General features: G+C 45.3%; 21 protein-coding genes and 1 CRISPR repeat array. Of the genes, 10 read left to right on the forward strand and 11 right to left on the reverse strand.

Annotated features, from left to right (window positions below; all coding sequences use genetic code 11):
• Position 1 precedes the first annotated feature (1 nt).
• The 3 genes from nth (at position 2) to AS158_RS08295 (ending at position 2,521) form a co-directional block, all read left to right on the forward strand.
• On the forward strand, positions 2 to 643 hold the full coding sequence (gene nth, locus AS158_RS08285) for an endonuclease III (RefSeq protein ID WP_165304841.1): 642 nt from the start codon (positions 2 to 4) through the stop codon (positions 641 to 643).
• The gene (locus AS158_RS08290; RefSeq protein WP_008193539.1) at positions 615 to 1,292 is read left to right on the forward strand and encodes a TIGR00266 family protein; all 678 of its coding nucleotides are present in this window, start codon (positions 615 to 617) and stop codon (positions 1,290 to 1,292) included. The genes nth and AS158_RS08290 overlap by 29 nt, the downstream gene beginning before the upstream one ends.
• Positions 1,293 to 1,411: 119 nt before the next feature.
• The gene (locus AS158_RS08295) at positions 1,412 to 2,521 is read left to right on the forward strand and encodes an MFS transporter (RefSeq protein ID WP_165304842.1); all 1,110 of its coding nucleotides are present in this window, start codon (positions 1,412 to 1,414) and stop codon (positions 2,519 to 2,521) included.
• A 9-nt stretch (positions 2,522 to 2,530) separates the two neighbouring features.
• Here the strand turns inward: AS158_RS08295 and AS158_RS08300 are convergent, their stop codons facing one another.
• A complete protein-coding gene (locus AS158_RS08300) occupies positions 2,531 to 2,974 on the reverse strand; it encodes a transcriptional regulator (RefSeq protein WP_012310618.1) in 444 nt (147 codons plus the stop codon).
• Positions 2,971 to 3,699: a KaiC domain-containing protein gene (locus AS158_RS08305; RefSeq protein ID WP_011943170.1), complete on the reverse strand. Its 729-nt coding sequence runs from the start codon at positions 3,697 to 3,699 to the stop codon at positions 2,971 to 2,973. The genes AS158_RS08300 and AS158_RS08305 overlap by 4 nt, the downstream gene beginning before the upstream one ends.
• Positions 3,700 to 3,870: 171 nt before the next feature.
• Here AS158_RS08305 and argR point away from each other — a divergent pair, with 171 nt between their 5' ends.
• Complete coding sequence (gene argR / locus AS158_RS08310; protein WP_004083185.1) at positions 3,871 to 4,329, forward strand: arginine repressor; 459 nt, start codon at positions 3,871 to 3,873, stop codon at positions 4,327 to 4,329.
• On the opposite strand, the gene AS158_RS08315 is transcribed toward argR, so the two are convergent.
• Positions 4,319 to 7,321, reverse strand: a complete 3,003-nt coding sequence (locus AS158_RS08315; protein WP_012310617.1) for an efflux RND transporter permease subunit — start codon at positions 7,319 to 7,321, stop codon at positions 4,319 to 4,321. The two genes, argR and AS158_RS08315, sit on opposite strands and share 11 nt — an antisense overlap.
• Positions 7,322 to 7,554: 233 nt before the next feature.
• Between AS158_RS08315 and dnaK the strand changes: the two genes are divergently transcribed.
• Together dnaK and AS158_RS08325 are read left to right on the forward strand one after the other, a co-directional pair.
• Positions 7,555 to 9,345 carry a molecular chaperone DnaK gene (dnaK, locus tag AS158_RS08320; RefSeq protein WP_004083187.1) on the forward strand — a complete coding sequence of 597 codons (1,791 nt, stop codon included), beginning with the start codon at positions 7,555 to 7,557 and terminating at the stop codon, positions 9,343 to 9,345.
• A 15-nt stretch (positions 9,346 to 9,360) separates the two neighbouring features.
• Complete coding sequence (locus AS158_RS08325) at positions 9,361 to 9,804, forward strand: Hsp20/alpha crystallin family protein (protein ID WP_004083188.1); 444 nt, start codon at positions 9,361 to 9,363, stop codon at positions 9,802 to 9,804.
• Between the two features lie 29 nt (positions 9,805 to 9,833).
• Here AS158_RS08325 and AS158_RS08330 read toward each other — a convergent pair whose 3' ends face one another.
• Together AS158_RS08330 and AS158_RS08335 are read right to left on the reverse strand one after the other, a co-directional pair.
• Positions 9,834 to 10,421 (reverse strand): phosphate propanoyltransferase, encoded by a 588-nt coding sequence (locus AS158_RS08330; RefSeq protein ID WP_008193527.1) that lies wholly within the window; start codon positions 10,419 to 10,421, stop codon positions 9,834 to 9,836.
• A gap of 78 nt (positions 10,422 to 10,499) precedes the next feature.
• On the reverse strand, positions 10,500 to 11,225 hold the full coding sequence (locus tag AS158_RS08335) for a sulfite exporter TauE/SafE family protein (RefSeq protein ID WP_004083192.1): 726 nt from the start codon (positions 11,223 to 11,225) through the stop codon (positions 10,500 to 10,502).
• Between the two features lie 626 nt (positions 11,226 to 11,851).
• Positions 11,852 to 13,344: a CRISPR direct-repeat array (repeat unit 30 nt; unit sequence GTTTCAATAGTTCCTTAGAGGTATGGAAAC).
• A gap of 94 nt (positions 13,345 to 13,438) precedes the next feature.
• On the opposite strand from AS158_RS08335, the gene AS158_RS08340 reads away from it, so the two are divergent.
• The 3 genes from AS158_RS08340 to AS158_RS08350 are packed head-to-tail and all read left to right on the forward strand — an operon-like array spanning position 13,439 to position 16,430.
• Positions 13,439 to 14,344 carry an ABC transporter ATP-binding protein gene (locus AS158_RS08340; RefSeq protein ID WP_011943166.1) on the forward strand — a complete coding sequence of 302 codons (906 nt, stop codon included), beginning with the start codon at positions 13,439 to 13,441 and terminating at the stop codon, positions 14,342 to 14,344.
• Complete coding sequence (locus AS158_RS08345; protein ID WP_235280263.1) at positions 14,341 to 15,423, forward strand: ABC transporter permease; 1,083 nt, start codon at positions 14,341 to 14,343, stop codon at positions 15,421 to 15,423. The genes AS158_RS08340 and AS158_RS08345 overlap by 4 nt, the downstream gene beginning before the upstream one ends.
• On the forward strand, positions 15,420 to 16,430 hold the full coding sequence (locus AS158_RS08350; RefSeq protein WP_165304843.1) for an ABC transporter permease: 1,011 nt from the start codon (positions 15,420 to 15,422) through the stop codon (positions 16,428 to 16,430). The genes AS158_RS08345 and AS158_RS08350 overlap by 4 nt, the downstream gene beginning before the upstream one ends.
• On the opposite strand, the gene AS158_RS08355 is transcribed toward AS158_RS08350, so the two are convergent.
• The 4 genes from AS158_RS08355 to AS158_RS08370 all read right to left on the reverse strand — a co-directional run bounded on the left by AS158_RS08355 (position 16,427) and on the right by AS158_RS08370 (position 20,571).
• The gene (locus tag AS158_RS08355; protein ID WP_165304844.1) at positions 16,427 to 17,392 is read right to left on the reverse strand and encodes a nitroreductase family protein; all 966 of its coding nucleotides are present in this window, start codon (positions 17,390 to 17,392) and stop codon (positions 16,427 to 16,429) included. The genes AS158_RS08350 and AS158_RS08355 overlap by 4 nt on opposite strands.
• Before the next feature lie 80 nt (positions 17,393 to 17,472).
• A complete protein-coding gene (locus AS158_RS08360) occupies positions 17,473 to 19,428 on the reverse strand; it encodes an anaerobic ribonucleoside-triphosphate reductase (RefSeq protein ID WP_165304845.1) in 1,956 nt (651 codons plus the stop codon).
• The gene (gene nrdG, locus AS158_RS08365; RefSeq protein WP_241241282.1) at positions 19,394 to 19,939 is read right to left on the reverse strand and encodes an anaerobic ribonucleoside-triphosphate reductase activating protein; all 546 of its coding nucleotides are present in this window, start codon (positions 19,937 to 19,939) and stop codon (positions 19,394 to 19,396) included. Before nrdG ends, AS158_RS08360 begins: the two co-directional genes overlap by 35 nt.
• 131 nt (positions 19,940 to 20,070) lie before the next feature.
• Positions 20,071 to 20,571 carry a nitroreductase family protein gene (locus AS158_RS08370; protein ID WP_011943161.1) on the reverse strand — a complete coding sequence of 167 codons (501 nt, stop codon included), beginning with the start codon at positions 20,569 to 20,571 and terminating at the stop codon, positions 20,071 to 20,073.
• Positions 20,572 to 20,599: 28 nt separating this feature from the next.
• On the opposite strand from AS158_RS08370, the gene AS158_RS08375 reads away from it, so the two are divergent.
• Positions 20,600 to 21,262, forward strand: coding sequence for an endonuclease III domain-containing protein (locus AS158_RS08375; protein WP_011943160.1), 663 nt, complete (start codon positions 20,600 to 20,602; stop codon positions 21,260 to 21,262).
• Here AS158_RS08375 and lpdA read toward each other — a convergent pair.
• Together lpdA and AS158_RS08385 are read right to left on the reverse strand one after the other, a co-directional pair.
• On the reverse strand, positions 21,239 to 22,588 hold the full coding sequence (lpdA, locus tag AS158_RS08380) for a dihydrolipoyl dehydrogenase (protein WP_011943159.1): 1,350 nt from the start codon (positions 22,586 to 22,588) through the stop codon (positions 21,239 to 21,241). The two genes, AS158_RS08375 and lpdA, sit on opposite strands and share 24 nt — an antisense overlap.
• A 45-nt stretch (positions 22,589 to 22,633) precedes the next feature.
• Positions 22,634 to 22,969, reverse strand: coding sequence for a carboxymuconolactone decarboxylase family protein (locus AS158_RS08385; RefSeq protein WP_165304847.1), 336 nt, complete (start codon positions 22,967 to 22,969; stop codon positions 22,634 to 22,636).
• Between the last annotated feature and the right edge of the window lie 7 nt (positions 22,970 to 22,976).

Here is a 22,976-nt window from a genome sequence, read left to right on the forward strand (position 1 = left end):
TTTGATAGAAGAGCTGGCAAGAGAAATCGTGAAGCGATTTCCAAGGAACCACAAAGAAACGGATCCATTCAGAGTTCTCATCTCCACTGTCCTGAGCCAGAGAACGCGCGACGAGAACACAGAGAAAGCGTCGAAGAAGCTCTTCGAAGTTTACAGAACACCGCAGGAACTCGCAAAGGCAAAACCAGAGGATCTCTACAATTTGATAAAGGAGTCCGGGATGTACAGGCAAAAAGCCGCGAGAATCGTGGAGATATCCAGGATCCTCGTGGAAAAGTACGGCGGAAGAGTTCCCGATTCGCTGGAAGAACTGCTCAAACTTCCCGGTGTGGGAAGAAAAACAGCGAACATAGTGCTGTGGGTGGGTTTCAGAAAACCTGCCCTCGCGGTTGATACGCATGTTCACAGAATCAGCAACAGACTGGGTTGGGTGAAGACAAGAACACCGGAAGAAACAGAAGAAGCCCTCAAGAAATTGCTCCCGGAAGATCTCTGGGGGCCGATCAACGGTTCTATGGTCGAATTCGGAAGAAGAATCTGCAAACCGCAGAATCCTCTGTGTGAAGAGTGCTTTCTGAAGAATCACTGTGAGTTTTACAGAAGGAGGGGAAAGGGTGAAGTACGAAATCGTACTGAAAGGTAGCTACGCTCTTTTGAAGGTGTTTCTTTCGATTGGGGAGAGTGTTGTGGTAGAACCGGGTGCGATGGTTTACATGAAAGGACCCATCGAAGTTAACACTTCAGCAACGGGAGGTGTCTGGAAAGCCCTCAAAAGAGCCATTTTGGGCGGGGAGAACTTTTTCATGAACACGTACATCTCCCGCGGAGAAAGTGAAGTCGGTCTGGCTCCTCAGCTTCCGGGAGATATAGACGTGATACCTCTGAAAGACATCCTCTACGTTCAATCGACTTCTTTCCTGGCATGTGATCCTTCGGTGGAAATGGACGTTTCATTCGGTGGTTTGAAATCATTCTTCTCTGGTGAAGGAATATTTCTCTTGAAATTCGTTGGTCACGGTGATGTGGCCGTTTCTTCTTTTGGAGGAATAAAATCTATAGAACTCCAGTCGGGAGAGGAGTTTACCGTTGACACAGGACATGTCGTGGCGTTCGATGGAACGGTGAAATGGAACGTTAGAACATTTGGTGGGCTGAAATCCACACTCTTCGGTGGAGAAGGTCTGGTGTGTACCTTCACAGGCCCAGGAAGAATTTATGTCCAGACGAGAAATTATCCCGCTTTTGTCGAGTGGATAAAGTCTCTTGTTCCTAGGCAGACGGGTAGCAGATGATTTGATAGGTACATGATAAGTTGTTGGATTTTTTGTTTGCTATTCTTTTGATGTTTGATGTTTTTCGTCATTGTGATAAAATAATTCACATACCGAACTAATTGCTGGAGGGTTGAAGGATGCTCTTTCTCACCAACGTTCTTCGCTCTATGGGCACCATGAGTTTCAATCTTCTGATACAGCTTCGCATGAAAGAAATAGGAGCAACTCTCTTTCTAATAGGGCTCCTTTCCAGTTTGCAAGGGGCAATGAACACCTTTTCTAACGTTTTCTGGGGAAGAATTTCAGACAAAATCGGGAAAAGAAAAGTATTCATCATATTGAGCCTCGTTCTAGCATCTGCTTTTTATCCTCTGTACGCGGTCATAGACGTTCCTTCTGCCATTCTGATCGTTTCCATGATCATAGCGTTCTTCAACGGAATGTATCCTCCCGCTGCCATGGCGCTCAGCAGCACTGCAAAGAGAATGTCACTTGGATTTTCACTTTACAACTCTTCAAATTCACTTGGGATGCTTCTGAGCAGGATTTCCATAGGTTTTCTGCTGATGTTCATGGATCTGAAACTCGCTTTTGTTTTCTTTTCGATAGTCGTGGCAGTATCCGTGATTCCTGCTCTCGGGTTGAAAGAAGAGAAGATCCAAAAGAAGAAAGAGGAAGACTTTCATTTTGGAAGGAAGGTAATGGAGCATGGAATCTGGGCACTGTACCTGGGGAGTCTCTTGAGGCAGATGGGAACTTCCGGCTCCATGTCACTGATAGCTGTCTATCTAAACGAAAGATTTCATTATAGTGCTTCAACGATAGGTTTCGTCACGGCTGTGAATCCACTCATCCAGATACCATCACATTTTTTCTTTGGAAAACTCGTTGAAAAAACAGATCCGAAATTCATAAGTGTTCTAGGCATTTTCATGTCTTCACTGGTTCCCTTTCTCATGATGATACCTGAGAACTGGGCACCAGTGCTGGCTTATGCCTTTTTGGGAGCGAGTTTTGGAGCTTTCATCAACGGATCGAACAATTTTCTTGGAAGAAGATTCCACTACCTTCAGAGGGGAAGAGCACTTGGTCTTTTGAGCTCTGCCAGATTTCTTGGAGCAACCATCGGACCTTTCCTGGCGGGATTGCTCGCAGAAAAGTCTTACTCTCTTATGTTTTCGACACTGGGTCTTGCTGTGCTTTCAGGAGGAATAGTGGTTCTTCTGTTCACAAAAGACGGGGATTGATTCCCCGCCTCACAGTTTCTGAATCACACTTTCAAGTTTCTGTTTGATTTCTTCGAGCTCTTTCTTGACTTCCTGGAGCTTTTCGTCACTACCAGTAGTAGTAGTGACTACCTTGATACCCTCACCTATCAATCCTTCCACACTCAACTTTCCTTCCTTCAGAAGTTCATAAGTTTCGTTCACCAGCTTTCCGGCTTTGGTTTCTCCCTTGACGTGTTCTCTGATTGTTGCTTCTGTCCTTCCGAGTTCCTCTGCTATTTCGGAAGCTGTCATTCCTGCCTTTGCCCTTGCGAGGGCACCGGCGGCCACCGCCAGGCTGTCAACCCAGGTGAGCCTCTCAGCAGAATTTCTGATCTCCTCGAGCACTTCCTTTCTGAAAAGTGTACCAACGAGCAAAGCGATCTCGAGCTGGTGAATCTCCTCTTTGGTCACGGGATTGAAGTTGAGTTTCATTTTTCTTCACCCCCCTCCGAAGGATGTATGACGATTCCTTTATCGGTTATTTCGAACGGATGCCTCCTCATCGAGTGAGACGTTCCTCTCATCTTCCAGACGATCAAACTTCTTTTGAGCTCTCCATCGATTTCATCAAGATCCAGTCTGATGATACCGTCCACTCCGTGTTCAACACCAGGACCTCCGAATCCCTTCTCAGTGACTGACACCTGACTCACAAAGAGCGATGTACATCCAAGACCGGAGAGTATTCTCTTGAGCTGGAAGATAATACTTCTTGCCATTGCGGGTTTCGTGATATAGAGAGTGGTTACAGAATCGATCACAACTCTTTTTGCCTGTGTTTCCTTCACCGCTCTCTTCAGCACTTCGGCGAGCTCTCTGACATCGTCTATGTCTTTTACGACGTATTTTTCTTTCTCGGCATATTCACCGATTCCACCAGTGAACGCGTCCACTATGGCGAACTTTCCTTCCTTCTCAAAAGGATCAACGTTCCAGCCGAAAACTTCCATGTTTTTCTTCACCTGAACGGGGTGTTCCTCGAGTGCAACATAGATGCCGGGTTCCCCCATCTGAAGTCCGTTCCATATGAACTGCTGAGAGAAGATCGTCTTTCCGGTACCGGGTCCTCCAGAGATGAGCACGATGTTTCTCTCAGGAATTCCGCCGTGAAGGATTTCGTCCATCCCCGGAATTCCCGTCTTGACCTTCTTGATCATATTCCCACCCCCCACAATTATCTTAGCAATCATTTTTTTCGTTTGATAAACCAATACGTTACTTTTTTGATAACAACATCATAAAAATTGAATTTTCTGTTCATATTTTTCATATTTATGCTATATATATAGTTGTATGCTTTCAAAAATGTTCTTCGGAGGTGTTTTCAATTGAAAATTTCAAAGAAGAGAAGACAGGAACTGATAAGGAAGATTATACATGAGAAAAAAATAAGTAATCAATTCCAGATCGTAGAAGAACTGAAAAAATATGGAATAAAAGCTGTTCAACCGACCGTCGCTCGAGATCTGAAAGAGATAGGTGCCGTGAAGATCATGGACGAGAGCGGAAACTACGTGTACAAACTTCTCGATGAAACCCCTGTGATCGATCCATGGAAAGAGCTGAAAAGAAACTTCAAATCCTTCGTTGAGAGTATAGACAGGGCAGGGAATCTCATCGTCATAAAGACGATACCAGGTACCGCAAGCGGTATCGCTCGGGTTATAGACAGACTCGACATAGACGAGATAGTGGGCACTCTCGCAGGAGACGATACCATATTCGTTGCTGTGCGCGATCCAGAAAGCTGTGAGAAGATAGTTGAGAAGCTCTCATCTATACTCTGACTTTTCTTCTGATCGCAGTGTAGATCACAGGGATCACAAACAAAGTGAACAGCATGGATATAAGCATTCCAAAGATCACCACCCACGATATTGGAGACTCTATTTCCGATCCTTCTGCGTGGCTAAGTGCAGTTGGTAGAAGCGCAACGATCGTGGTGAAGGTGGTCATCAGGATGGGTCTCAACCTGCTCTGAGCACCTTCAAGTGTGGCCTCTAAGAGACCTTTTTCCTGTCTTATCTGTTCTATTCTTGTCAGCATCACGATGGCGTTGTTCACAACCGTTCCCGAAAGGGTGAGAAGACCAACAAGAACGGGTACATTCAGTGAGTATCCGTTCACGAAAACCGCGAAGGCAACCCCAACGACAGCGAAGGGTATGGTGAAGAATATAATGAAAGGCAGTGTGAAAGACTCGAACTGCGCAGCGAGAATCATGTATACGAGTGCGATCGCTATGTAAACAACATACTGAAGCTCCGAAAACGCTTCGTCCATGAAACTTTTCTGTCCGGTGATTTCCACTTTTACACCAGAAAGATCAATTTCATTTAGAAGATTTTCTACTTTCTTTGCAACTTCGCCGATCGAACCTTCTATACTCACCAGATCTACGTAAACAACACGTTCTCCATCGGAGTGTTCCACTATAGAAGGAAGTGTTTCCCTCGATATGTTTGAAACTGCACCAAGAGAGACATCCCCTTTGAGACCAGTAAGCGAAATCTTCGATAAGTCTTCGGGAGATAGAGATTTTGCCTTTTTCAAAACGATGGGAAGTGTTCCTTCTTCCGTTCTCAGTGTTCCGATTTTCTTCCCGAGAAGGTAGGTCTGGAGATCCAAAAAGACCTGGCCTGTCACCACACCGTTCATGAGGGCTTTGTTCCGGTCTATTTTCACATGAAGGACTTCCTTTTCAAAGGAATTTCTTATCTGAATCTTTTTGACTTCCTGCAGTTCCCTTAAACGCTCGAAGATTTCTTTTGCTTTTTCCTGTATCAGAGAAAGATCATCTCCTCTCACTTCGATCGTCACAGGATAGCCCAGAATTTCGTATATCTGCTGTGATTGCTCAAGAACTTCTATTTTCGCTTCTGGAATATTCAGCTGGGAGATGGCATTCTTCAGTTTCTCTCTGTTTTTCGCGAATTCCCTCCTGCTTCCTCCGAGGTTCACCATTATTCTTGCTTCGTTCTGTCCCCTTCCCATTATTTGAGAGTAGATATTCGTTATTCCAACTTCCGAGTAGAAAGAAGAGATTTTGTACTCGTTTCTGTGTTTGTTCAGGTAATCTTCTATTTGCTCTACAGCTTCGGTGGTTTTTTCATAAGACGACTGAGAGGGAAGTTTCACATCTATCACCATGAGATTCGTCTGGAAAGACGGGAGAAAACCCAGAGGTTTCGAAAGAAGGTAAATCACGGAGATTGCAACCAGAGCAAAAGAAATCACCAGGACCAGTTTCTTTCTCTTCAAACACCATTCCAATGCCTTCCGATAATGCTTTTGCAGTGCTTCGGTGAGTTTTCCCCTTCTTGGCTTTATCCACCTTGTACCCGCTGGAACGACGACTGTAGATACGAACAGCGAAGAAGAAAGTGCGAAGACGAACGCAATGGCGAAATACTTGAACAGTCTCACTACAAAACCTGTGAAGAACACTATGGGAAGAAAAACAGAAACGGTTGTGAGTGTGGAAGCAAGAATCGCCAGCCACACCTCTCCCGCACCTTTTCTCGCAGCGTCCGGTATTGGATCACCGAGGGAGCGATGGCGGTATATGTTCTCAAACACGACTATGGAATTGTCCACCAGCATTCCCAGTGCCATGATGAGACCGCCCAGCGTGAGCGTGTCGAGGTTCAAGCCGAAGGCGTAAAGAAGAACAAAGGTGATCGTGAGGGACAGCGGAATGGAAAACGAAGTGACGATGGTTGACGTGAAATCCTTCAAAAAGATCAAAACCACCACGAAAGCCGCGATGAAGCCGTAGAGAAGATTCTTGAGAAGATTGTCGATCGCTCTTTCAGTGTAATAAGCCTGGTTCATGGCCTCTATGTAATTTATTTTGGAATCTCTCAGTATCCTCTTTATTTCACGGACAGTTTTGACGGTGTTCGCACCGCTTCTTTTGTAGATAGCGATGAGAGAAGCCTTCTTTCCGTTGACCCTGACTTCTCCCTGAACGCTTTCGTTCGTTATATTAACCTCGGCTATGTTTCTCAATCTCACGGGAACGAGTATGTTCGGTACCTTACCCTGCAGAAGGGACTGGTATTTCACTCCCCTGAAACCAACGATTGTGTTTTTGAGATCTTCTATGTTCTCAAACCGGCCATCGACGGAAACGGGGTAAATGTTTCCTTCAGAATCGCTCACATAGCCGAACGGGTAAACGAGATTCCCTGAAAGGATGGTCTCTATCAACGAAGGATCAACATCGAACCGTTTTATTTTCTCCTGATCAAGTATAACCTCGACGATTTTTTCTGGTTTTCCCATCAATTCTACACTGGCGACTTCCGGCAGTCTTTTGATTTTCGACACGACATCTTCGTAGTCATCTTCCGTTGAGAAAGCATACACGGGAAGTAAGGAAGGATCGAACTCTACGACCACAGGATTCGCACCCTCTGGCAGGTCGCGAGTGGCAAGATCTACGTACCTTGAGAGTCTTCCAACGGCTTCGGAGGTTTTCACATTCCAGTCGAACTCGACGAGGATGAAAGAAACGGAATCCATCGACATGGAGGTGAACCTTCTAACACCCGGAGTTGAGGAAATGTACCCTTCAAGAGGTTTGGTTACGAGTTCTTCGACTTCTTCCGTGCCCGCTCCCATGTACGTGGTTATAACAACAGCGTAAGGGTACTCTATCTGAGGAAGAAGATCCAGCTTGAGATGCTGAAACGAAATGAAACCAAGGAAGACAACAGCTGTCAACAGCATAAAGATGGCTATGGGTCTTCTCGAAGAGATTTCCGCGATCTTCACTTCGATCCCTCCCCGACAGAACAAATTATAGCTCACTTTCGATCTGAATTGTTATTATCATTCAAAAGTTTCATTTGCTATACGATATTGTTTCTAAAAAATTATATATTCGATTTCCATCATTATGAGACGAATATATGTTTGTACAAATTCTCATACGACCCCTTGACATCCCATTCTGTGCCTCACTATAATTTCTCATGGATGAGAAAAGGTTCTGAGGAGGTGGCACAATGGCAGAAAAGAAAGAATTCGTTGTGGGAATAGACCTTGGAACGACAAATTCTGTTATAGCTTGGATGAAACCGGACGGTACAGTTGAAGTGATACCGAACGCTGAAGGAAGCAGGGTCACACCATCCGTGGTTGCGTTCACAAAGAGTGGAGAGATACTCGTAGGAGAACCCGCCAAGAGACAGATGATACTCAATCCTGAACGAACGATAAAATCCATAAAGAGAAAAATGGGAACTGATTACAAAGTGAGAATAGACGATAAAGAATACACTCCTCAGGAGATCAGCGCGTTCATTCTCAAGAAGCTGAAGAACGACGCGGAAGCGTACCTCGGTGGTGAAATAAAGAAAGCCGTCATCACCTGTCCCGCTTACTTCAACGATGCCCAAAGACAGGCAACGAAAGAGGCTGGAATCATAGCAGGTCTTGAGGTCTTGAGGATCATCAACGAACCAACCGCAGCGGCCCTCGCTTACGGACTCGATAAAGCTGGAAAAGAAGAGAAAGTGCTGGTTTACGACCTCGGTGGTGGAACGTTCGATGTCTCCATACTCGAGATAGGAGAAGGTGTGATCGAGGTCATCGCGACAGCTGGTAACAACCACCTCGGTGGAGACGACTTCGATCAGAGACTCATCGACTGGATGGCAGAGGAATTCAAAAAACAGCACGGAATAGATCTCAGAGAAGACAGACAGGCGCTTCAGAGATTGAGAGACGCTGCCGAAAAGGCCAAGATAGAGCTTTCAACGAAGATGGAAACCGATGTGAGTTTGCCGTTCATCGCTGTTTCTCCGAGCGGACAGCCTCTGCACCTTGAAATGAGAATCACCAGAAGTCTCTTCGAATCGCTCACAAGAGATCTCGTTGAAATGACAAGAGGCCCAATCGAACAGGCACTGAACGATGCAAAGCTCTCACCACAGGATATCGACGAAATCATACTCGTCGGCGGTATGACCAGAGTTCCAATGGTGCAGAGGTTCATAAAGGAGTTCTTCGGAAAAGAACCCAACAAGAGCGTCAACCCGGACGAAGCAGTTGCTATCGGAGCGGCGATCCAGGCGGCGATACTTGCGGGCACCGAAGGAGCAAAGGGAAGAGATATCGTTCTCGTCGATGTAACACCACTAACACTCGGAATAGAAGTCAAAGGCGGACTCTTCGAACCGATAATCCCAAGAAATACCAAGATACCCGTGAGGAAGAGCAAGATCTTCACAACGGTTGAAGACGGTCAGACCGAAGTAGAAATCAGAGTCTATCAGGGTGAAAGGCCGATTGCGAGGGAAAACATCTTCCTTGGAAGCTTCAAACTCGTTGGAATTCCACCGGCACCGAGGGGTGTTCCTCAGATAGAGGTCACGTTCGACATAGACAGCGACGGAATAGTCCACGTTTCCGCAAAAGATCTCGGTTCTGGAAAAGAACAGTCCATGGTAGTCACAGGAAGACACAAGCTCTCCGAAGACGAAATAAAGAGAATGATAGAAGATGCGAAAAGATACGAAGAACAGGACAAACGTCTCAAAGAAGAAATCGAACTCAAGAACAGAGCAGACGATCTCGCATACAGCGTAGAAAAGACTCTGAAAGAACACGGAGATAAGATACCAGCGGATCTCAAGTCCAGACTTGAAGACATGATCAGAGAACTCAGAGACGCGATAAACAGAAACGACATACCAAAAGTGAAGATGCTCTTCGATGATCTCCAGAAGGAAAGTATGAAGATAGGAGAATACCTCTACAAATCTGCAACTGGTGGAGAAACATCGAACCAGTGAAAAGGGGGTGACACGATGCTCCTTGGAAGAAGAGAAGACATCTTCAGGCCGTTCAGGGAACTCCAGAGGGAGATCGACAGGCTCTTCGATGACTTCTTCAGGACGGAGGTCAGACCCGCTAAGGAGTTCTTTGCACCAGACATGGATGTGTACGAAACAGACGATGAAGTAGTGATAGAAGTAGAAATCCCAGGCATAGACAGAAAAGACGTCAAAATAACGGTTGAAGAGAACATTTTGAAGATCTCTGGTGAAAAGAAACTCGAAAGAGAACAGAAAGGCAAAAACTATTACTACGTTGAAAGAAGCGCTGGAAAATTCGAAAGGGCAATCAGACTCCCAGACTACGTTGACGTAGAAAAGATCAAAGCAGAGTACAAGAACGGTGTTCTCACGATAAGGGTACCAAAGAAAGAAGAAAGGAAGAAGAAAGTGATCGAGGTGGAAGTTCAAGAGTAAGGGGAGCGAACGCTCCCCTTTTTATTTTTTTAGAACTCCACGATATAAACGAAGTCCCCGGTGTTGAGCATCGCTGCGTTCGCTTCATCTGTGTCCACGTGGAATTCCAGTGCGAAGTCTTCCCTCACTCTTATGAGAACATCATCGAAGATCAGTTTTCTGTCTCCGCTTTCAACGATCACCTTCACAAGATCTTTGTCTTTAACTCCATAGTGTTCGGCATCCTTTGGGTGCATGTGTATGTGTCTTTTTGCTATGATGACTCCCTTCTCTTTAACCAGAATGCCGTTTGGACCTATGATGACTATTCCCGGTGTTCCCTCGAGATCTCCCGAGTCTCTAACAGGGGGTCTGAGTCCGAGTTTGAAGGCATCCGTTCTGGAGATCTCGACCTGTGTTTCTCTTCTGACAGGTCCCAGTACGCGAACGTTCTCTATCGCGCCTTTCGGTCCTACTATGGTCACTGTCTCTTTCGCTGCGTACTGACCGGGCTGTCTGAGATCTTTTATGGGGGTGAGTTCGTAGCCTTTGCCGAAGAGAATCTCCAGGTCCTCTTTTGAGAGATGGACATGCCTGTTGCTTACACCAACGATTATTCCAGGTTCTTTCTTTGTCACTGGTACACCTCCCTCACTTTATGCATTATTCCATCTTCTATCATGGCACACTTCTATTTCTTTTTGATTGAAAGTTAATTAAAAAACGTATCTTATTCCAACCACGATTACTGCTGTAAAGACGATCCATCTCACCCAATTTGCACCTTTTTTGATGGAGAAAGTGGCAGCGAGCCACGCACCAGTCATATTCCCAAGAGCGAGAATGAAACCGTAGAGGAAGTTCACCTTTCCGTTCAGAATGAAGATCACAAGTGAGATTATATTGTAAGAAGCCACGATGAAGACTTTTACAGCGTTTGTTTTGACCAGTTCGTATCCAAGAAGAAGAGCGATCGCAGGCATGAGAAGAAAACCGACCCCCGCTTGAATGAACCCACCGTAGATACCGATCAGAAAAAAGACGATGTATATGAGAACCCAGTTTCTTTTGACGAATCTATCCTCAAGCCAGATTCTGGGTTTCCAGACAAGAGAAACGGCCATAACGAGGAAGATAACACCTACGATTTTCTGAAGCATCTCTTTTTCTATCTGAACCGCTATGGAGCTTCCCAGAATCGCTCCCACTATGGCCGGCAAAGCAACAAGAATCGCTTCTTTTATTTTCAAAACCTTCTTGGCTTTGAACCTTTCAATTGCCACAAGATTTTGAAGTATTATGGCGATCCTGTTTGTTCCGTTTGCAACATCTATTCCGAGTCCCAGAGCAGTTAAGATAGGAAGTGTGATCATTGAGCCACCACCTGCAAGAACATTTAAAAAGCCCGCGAGGATACCCCCAAGGAACACAAGAACGATCACCTCAGAACACCTCCAAAAAAGTTTTGAAAAATTTTACCACTCTGTTCTTTGCTTTTGTGTTAGTGTGAAATATATTTGTCTTAACATATTATATTTTATGCATACAAACCAGGTTAGTTCCAATCATTCACAAAGTAGGTGATGTGTGTATCTGGCACTGGAAGATAGATATAGAGTATGCAATTACCGGTAACGAAAAATTTCATGCGCCTTTCTGGTACCGGAAGCTATGCGTTAAAAAGGGAATAATGAATGATATGAAGAGACAATACGAAGAGAATTTGTGATAATCGATGACGTGTAAGTGCTTTGAATTCGAGAAATTAGTAGTTAACTTCTAACACACTGAGGAATACCTTCTTTCATCTATTTGTGAAACATGGAACTAATCGATTTTTACCAGAAACACCCCAAAATGCCCTGACGTAGGTTGATATAATTTATCTTCTGTTTTTTGCTTGTGTTCTTTTCTTGTTTGACTATGCAATTATTCCATTTTTCCAAACAGTACTTGAAGATGCTCTCTTGTGTGTTAGAATGGTTTATGGAAAGGGAGGATATGGAAGTTCAAAAAACATCTTGCTTTCAGAGTGTGTTTGTGGTATAATTTCTCTTGAACTCAACGGGTTTCAATAGTTCCTTAGAGGTATGGAAACCCGCAAAGCTATTTTCTCATGCCAAAGAAAAGGTTGGTTTCAATAGTTCCTTAGAGGTATGGAAACATGCAGAGGTTCAAAGATTTGTGAAAAGTGAGGTTGATTTAGGTTTCAATAGTTCCTTAGAGGTATGGAAACTAAGATTTTCGATACGAACATGGTTAGCTGTGATTGTTTCAATAGTTCCTTAGAGGTATGGAAACATGATTGTTCCAAAGTCGCGTGCAAGCTCCTCGTATGGTTTCAATAGTTCCTTAGAGGTATGGAAACATGGGATTGGAACGGAAACTGGGTTGGTACAACAGAGTTTCAATAGTTCCTTAGAGGTATGGAAACCTGTATTTCCTAACAATCTCCCTTGCCTGCTCCGGGGGTTTCAATAGTTCCTTAGAGGTATGGAAACAGTAAAAGTAGAAAAATATCGTGCTTATTCAAAGTCGTTTCAATAGTTCCTTAGAGGTATGGAAACCATATCCAAAAAACCTTCCGAAAACGATAAATTCTAGTTTCAATAGTTCCTTAGAGGTATGGAAACTTTTTTTCGAGAATCTTGCTCGAATGACATGGGAGCGTTTCAATAGTTCCTTAGAGGTATGGAAACTTGCGTGTATCAGCTTCGAAACGAGCGCCCTTCACGAGTTTCAATAGTTCCTTAGAGGTATGGAAACTTTTAATATGTCTCGTATCATAAAATCAACCTGTCGAGTTTCAATAGTTCCTTAGAGGTATGGAAACTCAGGATTCGAAACGAAGGAGAAAACAGAGAAAGAAGTTTCAATAGTTCCTTAGAGGTATGGAAACATCTCTACTGTTCTCCCTTCAATCTCAACCAAAATGTTTCAATAGTTCCTTAGAGGTATGGAAACTTGCAAAGTAACAGTTCGATGAATTTCATATAGTTCTGTTTCAATAGTTCCTTAGAGGTATGGAAACAAATAGAACAAAAACGAAAGTGGATATATGTCTGGAGTTTCAATAGTTCCTTAGAGGTATGGAAACAGTTCTCTGCAAAATAAAGATTTCTTACTACGTCTCGTTTCAATAGTTCCTTAGAGGTATGGAAACTGAGCGCATCCTTCACGGCGCTGATTCCTGCATCCGGGTTTCAATAGTTCCTTAGAGGTATGGAAACCTTCTGCAACGTAAAGAAACTCCTCTTCCTCGTCCTGTTTCAATAGTTCCTTAGAGGTATGGAAACTTTGCTGTTGCGATCCACACCAGGATGGCATGCCTTCTGGTTTCAATAGTTCCTTAGAGGTATGGAAACAATGGGAGACGGTTTCGGAAACGCTCTTCTGATCAGGTTTCAATAGTTCCTTAGAGGTATGGAAACGGTGTAAGAATACCTTTCGACAATGAAACTTCCAGGTTTCAATAGTTCCTTAGAGGTATGGAAACGGCTAACGGAAGGTATTTTGCTGGATCCCTGAGTAGTTTCAATACTTCCTTAGAGGTACGGAAACTTGTCTTGTATCGATGATCTCCGCTAAGCTCAACAAATTTCAATGCATCCTTTAAACAAAAGTGCCCGTGAGGGGCGCTTTTTTGTTTCAATGTATGGTAGTATTACATTCAAAGGGGGGATTTTTTCTGGAGATTTTGAAAGTCGTTGATCTGAAGAAACACTACGGTGACGTGAAGGCCGTGGACGGGATAAGTTTCACCGTGGAGCGTGGAACTGTTTTCTCCTTCCTTGGACCCAACGGTGCGGGAAAAACCACGACCGTTGAGATACTCGAAAGTCTCAGAAAGAAAGACTCCGGGGAGATCTACTATTTCGGTGAGAGAAAGGATGTCTTAGATAGAGAAACGAAGAGAAAAATTGGTGTGTGTCTCCAGAAAAGTGCCTTTTTTGAAAACCTCACCGTTTGGGAAACCCTCAAATTGTTCCGCGGGCTGTACGGAACGGGATTGGATCTCAAAGAAGTGATGGGATTGTTTTCTCTTGAAAACATAGAGAAAAAAATGGTGAAAACACTCTCTGGGGGCCAGCTTCAGAGACTCGCAGTGGCTGTGGCGTTCATCAACGATCCGGAGATTGTTTTCCTCGACGAACCAACGACAGGTCTTGACCCACAGGCGAGAAGGCAGATATGGGACACCATAGAACACTTCAAAAATCTTGGAAAGACCATCTTTCTCACCACCCATTACATGGAAGAGGCAGAGAGACTATCTGACCACGTCTGCATCATAGACCACGGGAAGATCATAGCAGAAGGGACTCCTTCCTCTCTCATAAGCTCTTCCGGGCTGAAAACCGTCGTCGAGTTTGACTGTGATCAGGACGTGAACGTGAGATACTTGGAGAAAAAAGAGAACCACTACGTTGTGGAAACTGATGCCCCAGAAGAACTCATAAAAGATCTCCTGAAAAATTGGAACGTTTCAAACATCGTGATAAGAAAACCGAATCTTGAAGATGTTTTCCTGAAGCTCACAGGCAGGGATCTCAGAGAATGAGGCATCTTGTTGTTTCCATTCTGAAAAACGATTACTTCAGAACTAAGAGCGTTCTTTTTTGGAATTTCCTTTTTCCAATACTCCTCTATCTCATTCTCGTATCCATCTTCGGAGATATGTCTTCTAACATGAACCTGAGGATAGGACTTGTGGGAGAGAGTAGTTTGGTAGAGAGTGTGTTCAGCCATCTCCCATCCGGTATCGAGATCATCAGAACACAGAACCCTGAAAGAGACCTCAAATACGGAAAGATCGATGTTTGTGTGATTCTACCGGAGAACTTCGACAATCTCTTCACAAAAGCTATCATCTTTTCCAAAACGAAGATCTCTGTTCCTGTGGAGATCACCATTCTCTACGCTCCGGAGAGGCAGGAATCCATTGTCCTTGCGAACGTTGTTTCTAACATACTCGAGTCGCTCGACCTTCAACTAAGAAAGGTAAAGGAGGTAGAAGTGGAGTACAGAAAAAAAGAAAGGCAGGCTATCAATTACTCTCACTACATTCTTCCTGCCGTTCTTCTTGTGGGTGTGATGTCCGTCGGCCTCTTCACTGTTCCGTATCAGCTCGCTCTCTACAGAGAGCAGGGAATTTTGAAAAGAATTCTTGCTTCTCCACTGAGAGGTCATCACTACTTTTTCTCCATAGTCGTCTGCGGACTTTTTGCCATGTCCATCACTTCCGCTTCTGTGACGCTCTTTGCACGTTTTGTGTACGGAGTAGAGTTCCCCATCAATGTATCCTTCTTAGGCGGTGTGCTTCTTTCCTTTCTTACGTTTCTGAGTGTGTCTCTGCTCATGGTGTCTCTGTTCAAAACCTTCTCCGCTTTGAGAGCAGCTTCGCAGGTGTTCAACCAGGTGTTCATGTTCCTCGGAGGTTTTTACTTCGATGTCTCCGGAATTCCTTGGCCGATCAAAGCGGTTGTTCTTGGAAATCCTGCAACCTACTTGGTGGATTATCTGAGGGGATCTTTCGGATACAGAACGATTTACTCGAATCACTTTTTAGTGCCGATCGTGTGGATAGTACTCTCTTTCGTTCTCTTTTTTTTTGAACTGGAGGAGGGTGATGATGGTTGAGTGAGTTTTTGGCTCTGTTCTCTGCTATGTGGAAAGAATCGTGGAGGGATAAAATTTCCACTTTTTTCAGCATTGCTTTTCCCGTCATGTTTCTTCTGATTTTTGGTTTTCTTTTTGGCGGTTCCGGCAATTCTGTGAAAACAGCAGTTGTGACCGTCGATTACGATCTTTCGGATTTTGGAGATGTTTACACCTCGCTCGAGGAGTTGAAGGGCTACTACCACGAAGTGGCGGTGGTGGAGAAAGAAAGAATCATCTTTATAAGAAACACAACGGACGAATACTATCAATCGCTTCTCGACTCCTGGGAGATCTCCCTCAAAAACAAGGTCACAAGGCTCCTCAACGGTCTGAATCCCGTCATCATGGTGAAAAAAGAAGTTCTGAAAGCCGCAAGAGAGCTCACATCTTTCGATTACACCCTCACGGGTGTGATCGCCGTATCTCTACTCTCGATCGGGCTCTTTGGAACCGTGGACGTGTTCTCCCGCTATCGTGAAAGAGGCTTTTTGAAGAGGCTCAAAGCAACTCCCGTTGGAAACTTTTCCTTTGTCTTTGGTCTCATCTCAGCGAGGATGTTCTACGGAATTTTGAGCACCGCTCTCATAATGCTGCTGGGAACTTTGATCTTTAAAGCAAGCTACGAACTGAACGTGTTCCTCTTTTTGATATCCGTCGTCAGTTCTGTTCTATCCTTCATCGTGCTTGGAGCTTTGATATCAATTCTGTTCAAGAAATCCGATGTGGCAACGAATGTTGCTGTGATTCTCTTCACCATTATGATGTTTCTAACAGGTGTTTATTTTCCGGTCTCGTTCCTTCCGGATTATCTGAAAGTTGTCTCACTCTTTCTTCCAGTGAAGTACGGTGTGGAACTCATCAGGTACTCACTGGGCTTTGAGATATTTCCGTTTAGCAGGTACATCGTCACCGCAGTGATTATGTTCATAGCTGGTCTTCTGTTTGTGTTTTACACAGCGTCACTCGTTCTGAGAAAAGAGGACTAAAGGTTCCATCTGAGGATCTCAGAGAGCTCTTTTCTCACCCTTTCTGAGCGTTCCAGCTCCCTGTGTTTCTCGGAAAGCTCATTTTCGTCTCCCAGGTATCCCACGGCGATCAGGGTTATCAGCACGTGATCTTCTGGGAGTTTCAGGATCTCTTTGACCTTCACAGGATCGTAGCCCGCAACGGGATGAGCCACAAGGCCCATTTGTGTTGCTTGAACAAGAAGGTTTCCCACAGCGAGTCCTGTGTCGAACAGGAAGTAATCTCTGTTGTCTGGGAGTGCACAATCGAAATCTTTCTTCGAATGAACCGCTATCAAAACAGGTGCGTTCTTCATCCAGTAGTTTCCACCGGGGAGCGCTTCGTGTATCTTTCTGAGGAGTTCCTCTTCATCCACTACCACGAATCTCCAGGGCTGGGTGTTCATGCACGAGGGAGCAAGGTGAGCCGCCTTTATGAGGAGTTCTATCTCTTCTCTCGGTACTCTGTCTTTTTTCAACGCCCTCCTTGCCCTTCTCCACTCTATGTGCTTGTTCAGTGAAAGGTCTTCCTTTAACAACTGAGAGAGTGCTTCTTTCACTTCTTGGACATGTCCTTCGACCTTCACTCTTCTCCACTCTTTCCTCACAAAGCCCCACCTGTCTATCAAGAAGGTGGATCGAACTGTTTTTCCGTTTTCCAGAACGTTGAAAAATTCGTGGAGAATTCCTTCCGGATCTGAAAGGAGAGTCACTTTGAGATCGTTCCTTTCCTTGAATCTCTTCAATGCTTCAACACTGTCTCTGGAGATCCCCACTACCTGAGCTTTCTCGAAGTTTTCCCTGGAGAATTCGACGGCTTCTCTCGTGCAACCGCTCGTTCCTGCTTTAGGAAAAAAGAAGAGGATGGTGTACTTCCCGTAAAGATCAACGTGAGTGAATGTTTTCCCTTCGTCTGTAAGGAGTTCAAAATGCTTCACCCTCATGAAACTCACCTCCAAAAAGTTGAAACTAATTCTCAATAACAATTGTACCATAAAAAACCCCCGCGTTGTGCGGGGGCTGATCACTTTCTGATTGTCAGCGAATCGTAGAACTGTCTTCTGGGATACTCTATTTCTCTTCTTTCTTTGTTGAAAGCGGAAACCGGAACGAGATACCCTACGATTCTCATGTATTCATCTACTTTGGCTTTTCCGCAGGCCGGGCATCTCTCCCCGTAGAACGCGTGTCCATCCTCACACACGCTGATCTTCGTGTTGAACGCAAAGTACATTACACCCATGTCCGCGATCATTTTCACCATGTTGAAGGATTCTTCCTCCGTCTTGAAAGATTCTCCGAGGTTGATATGCAGAATCGCTCCTCCACTCACCTTTTTGTCCCATTTTCCGGAGTAGCGGATTCTGTTGAGAACATCCGTGTTCGCCATGAGAGGCACCCACTGGTTGGAGTAGATCTCGAACGGCTGTTTCTCACCGAAGAGAAATCTGTCTTTCTGAGCAAGAGTCACAGCCGCTTTCTCTGCGGGTACCTGTTCTATGTTGAAGGTGAAGCCGTACTCATGGTATCCCTTTTCCGCTTCTTCTCGGATGGTGTCCAAAACGTTGTCTACGAACACTTCTCCTTCTTCTGTGTACTTCAGACCGTCGATGTCTTCCGTGGTCAATCCCATGATCGAGGCGCTCTCCCAGACACCAGTGACACCGATGGTTCCGTACTGTCTGTTCAAAAGCATTAGACCGTTTTCGTAGAGAGGAAGAAGTCCTTCGGATATTCTCTCTTTTATGATCTCCCTGACTGCGGCGAGGGCTTTTTTGATGAGCTGAACGCGGTGCCTGAGAATCTGAAGATACTTTTCTCTGTCTCCGCCGCTTTCAAGAGCGATTCTTGGAAGGTTCATCGTGATCACTTTGAAGGATCCGATGTTCAGGTCCGATCCACCGATAGAGTTCATCCTTCCTTTCAGTTTTTCTTCTTCTTCGCTCGAGAGTGAGAACTTCTTCAGAGTTTGAGTAGACGATGTGAGCCTGCAGCAGGACGCCACAGCGTCTATTGAGTCGGAGATGTACCAGTTCGTGTCCTGCCACTTCATGTTGATTTTGTTTATGAAGCGAGCGCTGTCCTCGTCGAGGAACTTGCCGTCTCTATAGAGAAGGCTTGCTGTGAGTACAGGGAAAGTGAACATCTGGCGCTCTCTTTCCTTTGACACCCACTCCCAGTAGTGTTTCTGCAGAGCGATGATGTCTTCCACGTGGTCTGTGATCAAAGAACCATCTGGGTATCTTTCCCCTTCGAAAATCGCTTTTATGTAGTTTCTGTCGAGGTACGTGAAGTTCGTGTACGGAGACTGCGTTGTTCTGATGGGCTGGTTCAGCGAGTAGGTGAGTATCTGGAAATGCTGTTCTATGTACCAGTCGAGTTTGTCGCGAGGAATAATTCCTTCCTCGAGGTCTTTCTTGACGAAGTACCACATCCAGACGAAAAAGTCAGGAAGTCCAACCGCACCAGAGCTTTGGTTGGACGCGAACATCACGAACTGAATGACATGCTGAATGAATGTGGACAGGTGCTTTGCGGGCTCGGATTTTATGGTTTTTATGAACGGAAGCCCCTTCTCCACTATGGGCTGCAGGGTGTAGGCGAAACAGTAAGGCATGAGAGCTGCGTGGTGTCTGTCGTGAAGATAGACGGCACCGTTTATCTGCGCTTCAACAAACTCGTCTGCGACCTCTTTTCCGAACATCTCCTTCATCTTTTGCCAGATCCTGTACAGCGAGTAGAGGTACGTGTGCGGCTTAGATATCTCGATGAAGTAAGTACTGATGTTTGTGACCCTGACGTTCGCGTTTGCGTCGATCGTGGACTCGATGATTCCCCGTCTCACGAAGTCTTCTGTGAACTTTACCACATCGAGCTGGTCGCCGAGGCCGTCCATCTGGAACATCTCATAACCGTACTTGGAAAGAAGATCACTCATCAGTTCTTCAAATTCTCTTTCGAACGAATACTGAACCTTCATGGTGTTCCCTCCTCAACATTGCTTCTATCATTCTCTCAAAAGTTCTCCTGTCAATATGAATCTGGTTTTTAGAAGCTGGAAATCCATCTTGACGATAAGCGTGGAGGTACCTTCCCATGACAAACTCATCCACGTATTGAACGTACTTGAGAAGGTTCTCTTTTACGATGTCCTTCGGAAGCCTCCAGGTGAACAGCAATACCGTCAAGCGTTCTCCGTACTTTTCCTTGAACATCTTCGAAAGAGAAAGCGTCTCTTCTCTGTTGTACGGTGCGAGGGGTTCTCCCCCGAGAAAGACGAGGGTGACCTTTGGAAAGTATTTCAAAAGGCTTGAGAGTTTTTCATCGATGATCTTTGTCACAACCTCTGCGGGTCTTTTGTATTCTTCTGAAAGATGCCATGTTTCTGGATTGTGGCACATGTAGCACTTTGGTTTCGCATCGCACCCCTGGAAGTAAACCGACACCCCATAGAGATCTGGATGATCCCGGAAAGTTCCTATTCGGTTCACATACAAGGGAAGGACCCCCTTCCGGTGAGATCTGCTAAGATTTTACCACAATATATTGTGGTTTGTTTAGTTACATCTCAAAAAATTGTTGGTGGAGATTCTAAAAAGATGGATCTGTTTGTTAATGTTTTTCACCATTTTTCGTAATGGATCCTTTCGGGCTTGAACCTGTCCACCTGGGCAGGTTGCTCTGCGGGGTATCCCACAGGAACAATGGCGAAAGGAACGACATGTTCGGGTATTCCAAGAAGCTCTCTGAAGGCTTTCACTCTTTCCTCTCTTGGATGAACTCCACACCACACGGCTCCAAGACCGAGTTCTGTCGCTCTCAGAAGAAGGTTCTCCACGGCGGCAGAGCAGTCTTGGACCCAGTAGCCTTTGCATTTTTCAAGTGTGGGATCTCCACAGACAAGGATTACAACGGGCGCCTCTGCAGACATTTGTGCATGAGGGTGGATCTCCGCGATTTTCTTTTTTGTTTCTTCGTTTCTGATAACAACGAAATGCCACGGTTGTTGATTGCACGCAGAAGGAGCGTGCATGGCGGCACGGATGATCTCTTTCACCAGCTCGTCCGGAACATCCTTTTTCTGATACTTTCTGATACTCCTTCTCCTGTAGATGATGCTCATCTGGTTCACCCCCCGTATAATTTTAAGTATGAGACTGACAGAACTCTACAGAAAGTTACTGGAAATACACGGATCGGTTGGGAAATGGTGGCCCGGAACACCTGAGGAAATCGCAATAACTGCCATCCTCACCCAGAACACGAACTGGAAGAACGTTGAACGTGTCATGGAAAACATCAAAAACGCAGTCAAAGGAAACAACCTGCTGAAAGAACTGGATTCTCTTCCCGAGGAGAAAGTAGCAGAGCTCATAAGACCAGCGGGGTTCTTCAACATCAAAACAAAGCGCCTCAAGGCACTGTTGAAATTTCTCAAAGAATACAACTACAATCTATCTCGTCTGAGAGATCTTCCAACACATATTTTACGAGAAAGACTCCTCAAAATAAAAGGCATCGGCAAAGAAACCGCCGATGCCATTCTGCTCTACGCCTTGGAAAAACCGATTTTCGTCGTTGACAGCTACACAAGAAGACTTTTGAAGAGAATCTTCAACATCGAACTGAACGACTACGACGAAGTGCAAAGGCTTTTCATGACTCACTATCCAGAGGATGTTCGTCTTTACCAGGAGTTTCACGGGCTTATCGTGGAACACGCGAAAAAATTTTGCAGCAAAACTCCGAAGTGCGGTGTCTGCCCTTTAAAGAAAGAGTGCTGCCATGTATCACAGATGAATGGGTTTTCCTGAGACCCCTTCAAGAGCCCCGAGGATGGTTTCTGTCAGCGTTGGATGCGGGTGAATGGCTTTCTCCAGATCTTCCGCTTTCATTCTGAACTTCACGGCTATGACACCTTCCATGATCATATCGGTAGCCGATGGTGAAACGATGCTCATGCCGAGAACTGTTCTATCCTTCTTGTCCGCTATGACCTTGGCAAACCCTATGTTTTCAAGCATCGTTCTTGCCCTTCCGTTTGCAGAAACCGGGAACTTGGAGATCACAACTTCTTCGGGGTTCACGTCTTTTTCTCTCACACCGACAGATGCCACTTCCGGAGAGGAGAAGATGATACTCGGAACGGCCGAGTAATCCATTTCTTCCTCTTCTCCCGCGATGTTCTTTGCAGCGACTATTCCCTCGTACATGGCCACATGAGCGAGCATGATTCCACTTCTGATATCTCCTATCGCGTAAACGTTTTCCACGTTCGTTCTCATCCTGCTATCAGTGACGACTCCTTTTTCTATCTTCACTCCGAGAGCCTTCACGTCCTCCGGTATGTTGGGCTTTCTTCCTGCGGCGAGCAGGACCTTTTCTGCCTTCAGGGTTTCTCCATTTTCGAGTGCGACTTCAAAGCCGTCATCGACTTTGCTCAGGGAGGAAACTTTTGTTTTTTCCAGGATCTTAACACCTTTCCTTTTGAGGGCCTTTTTCACTTCTTCTGCCACATCCGAATCTTCGTAAGGGAGGATGTGTTCTGCGATCTCCACGATCGTCACATCCACACCGAAAGAACCGAAGAACGTTGCGAATTCAACACCTATGACACCACCGCCTATTATCACAAGCGACTTTGGAAATTCTTTCAAATTGAACACGTCATCACTCGTCCAGACTCCGTCGATATCGAAGGGAGAAAAAACGGAGGGAACGGATCCGTGTGCGAGGACAAGATTCTTTGCTTCCAGTTTCTCTCCCGTTTCTTGGACGACAACCGTGTTCTTGTTTTCCACGACGGCCGTTCCTTTGAAGACTTCAACTCCGTTCTTGTTCAACAGATACTCTATTCCCTTTCTTGACATCATCACACTCTTTTGAACGTGTTTCATTATGGTATCAACGTCGTATTCGACTCCTGAGACTTTCAAGCCGTACTTTGAAGCTTTCTCTTTCATTTCATCCATGAGATGAGAGACTGTGAGCATCGCCTTCGTTGGAATGCATCCCCTGTTGGTACAGGTTCCCCCGAGGGCATCTTTTTCGACAAGTGCGACCTTCTTTCCAAGCTGTACAAGTTTTATGGCGCAGACGTAACCTCCGGGTCCTCCTCCTATGATTACCGCATCGTACATCCTCTTTCCCTCCTGAGAAAACCCCTCCCAAAGGGAGGGGTTATTTCATTTTCCGAGGAATTCGAGGGCGATTTCGTATGCCTTCAAACCATACATGAGTGCAGGACCACCGCCCATACAGACTGCCACTTTGATTGTGTCGAGGATCTCTTCTTCTGTCGCTCCCGCTTTCACTGCGGCTCCCGTATGCCAGACGATACACGGTTCACATCTCACTGCCACAGCTATTCCAAGAGATATGAGTTCCTTCGTTTTTGTGTCGAGTGCTTTTGTGCTTTCAGCCATGTGAACGTATTCTGCGAACTTTCCGATCTCAGGTGCCTTTCCGATGATCTCCTGAAGTTGCTTCTGAATCTGTTCCAGTTTTTCTTTCGCTGTCATGAGCAAC

The organism is Thermotoga sp. 38H-to, assembly GCF_011057665.1.
Taxonomy (GTDB): domain Bacteria; phylum Thermotogota; class Thermotogae; order Thermotogales; family Thermotogaceae; genus Thermotoga.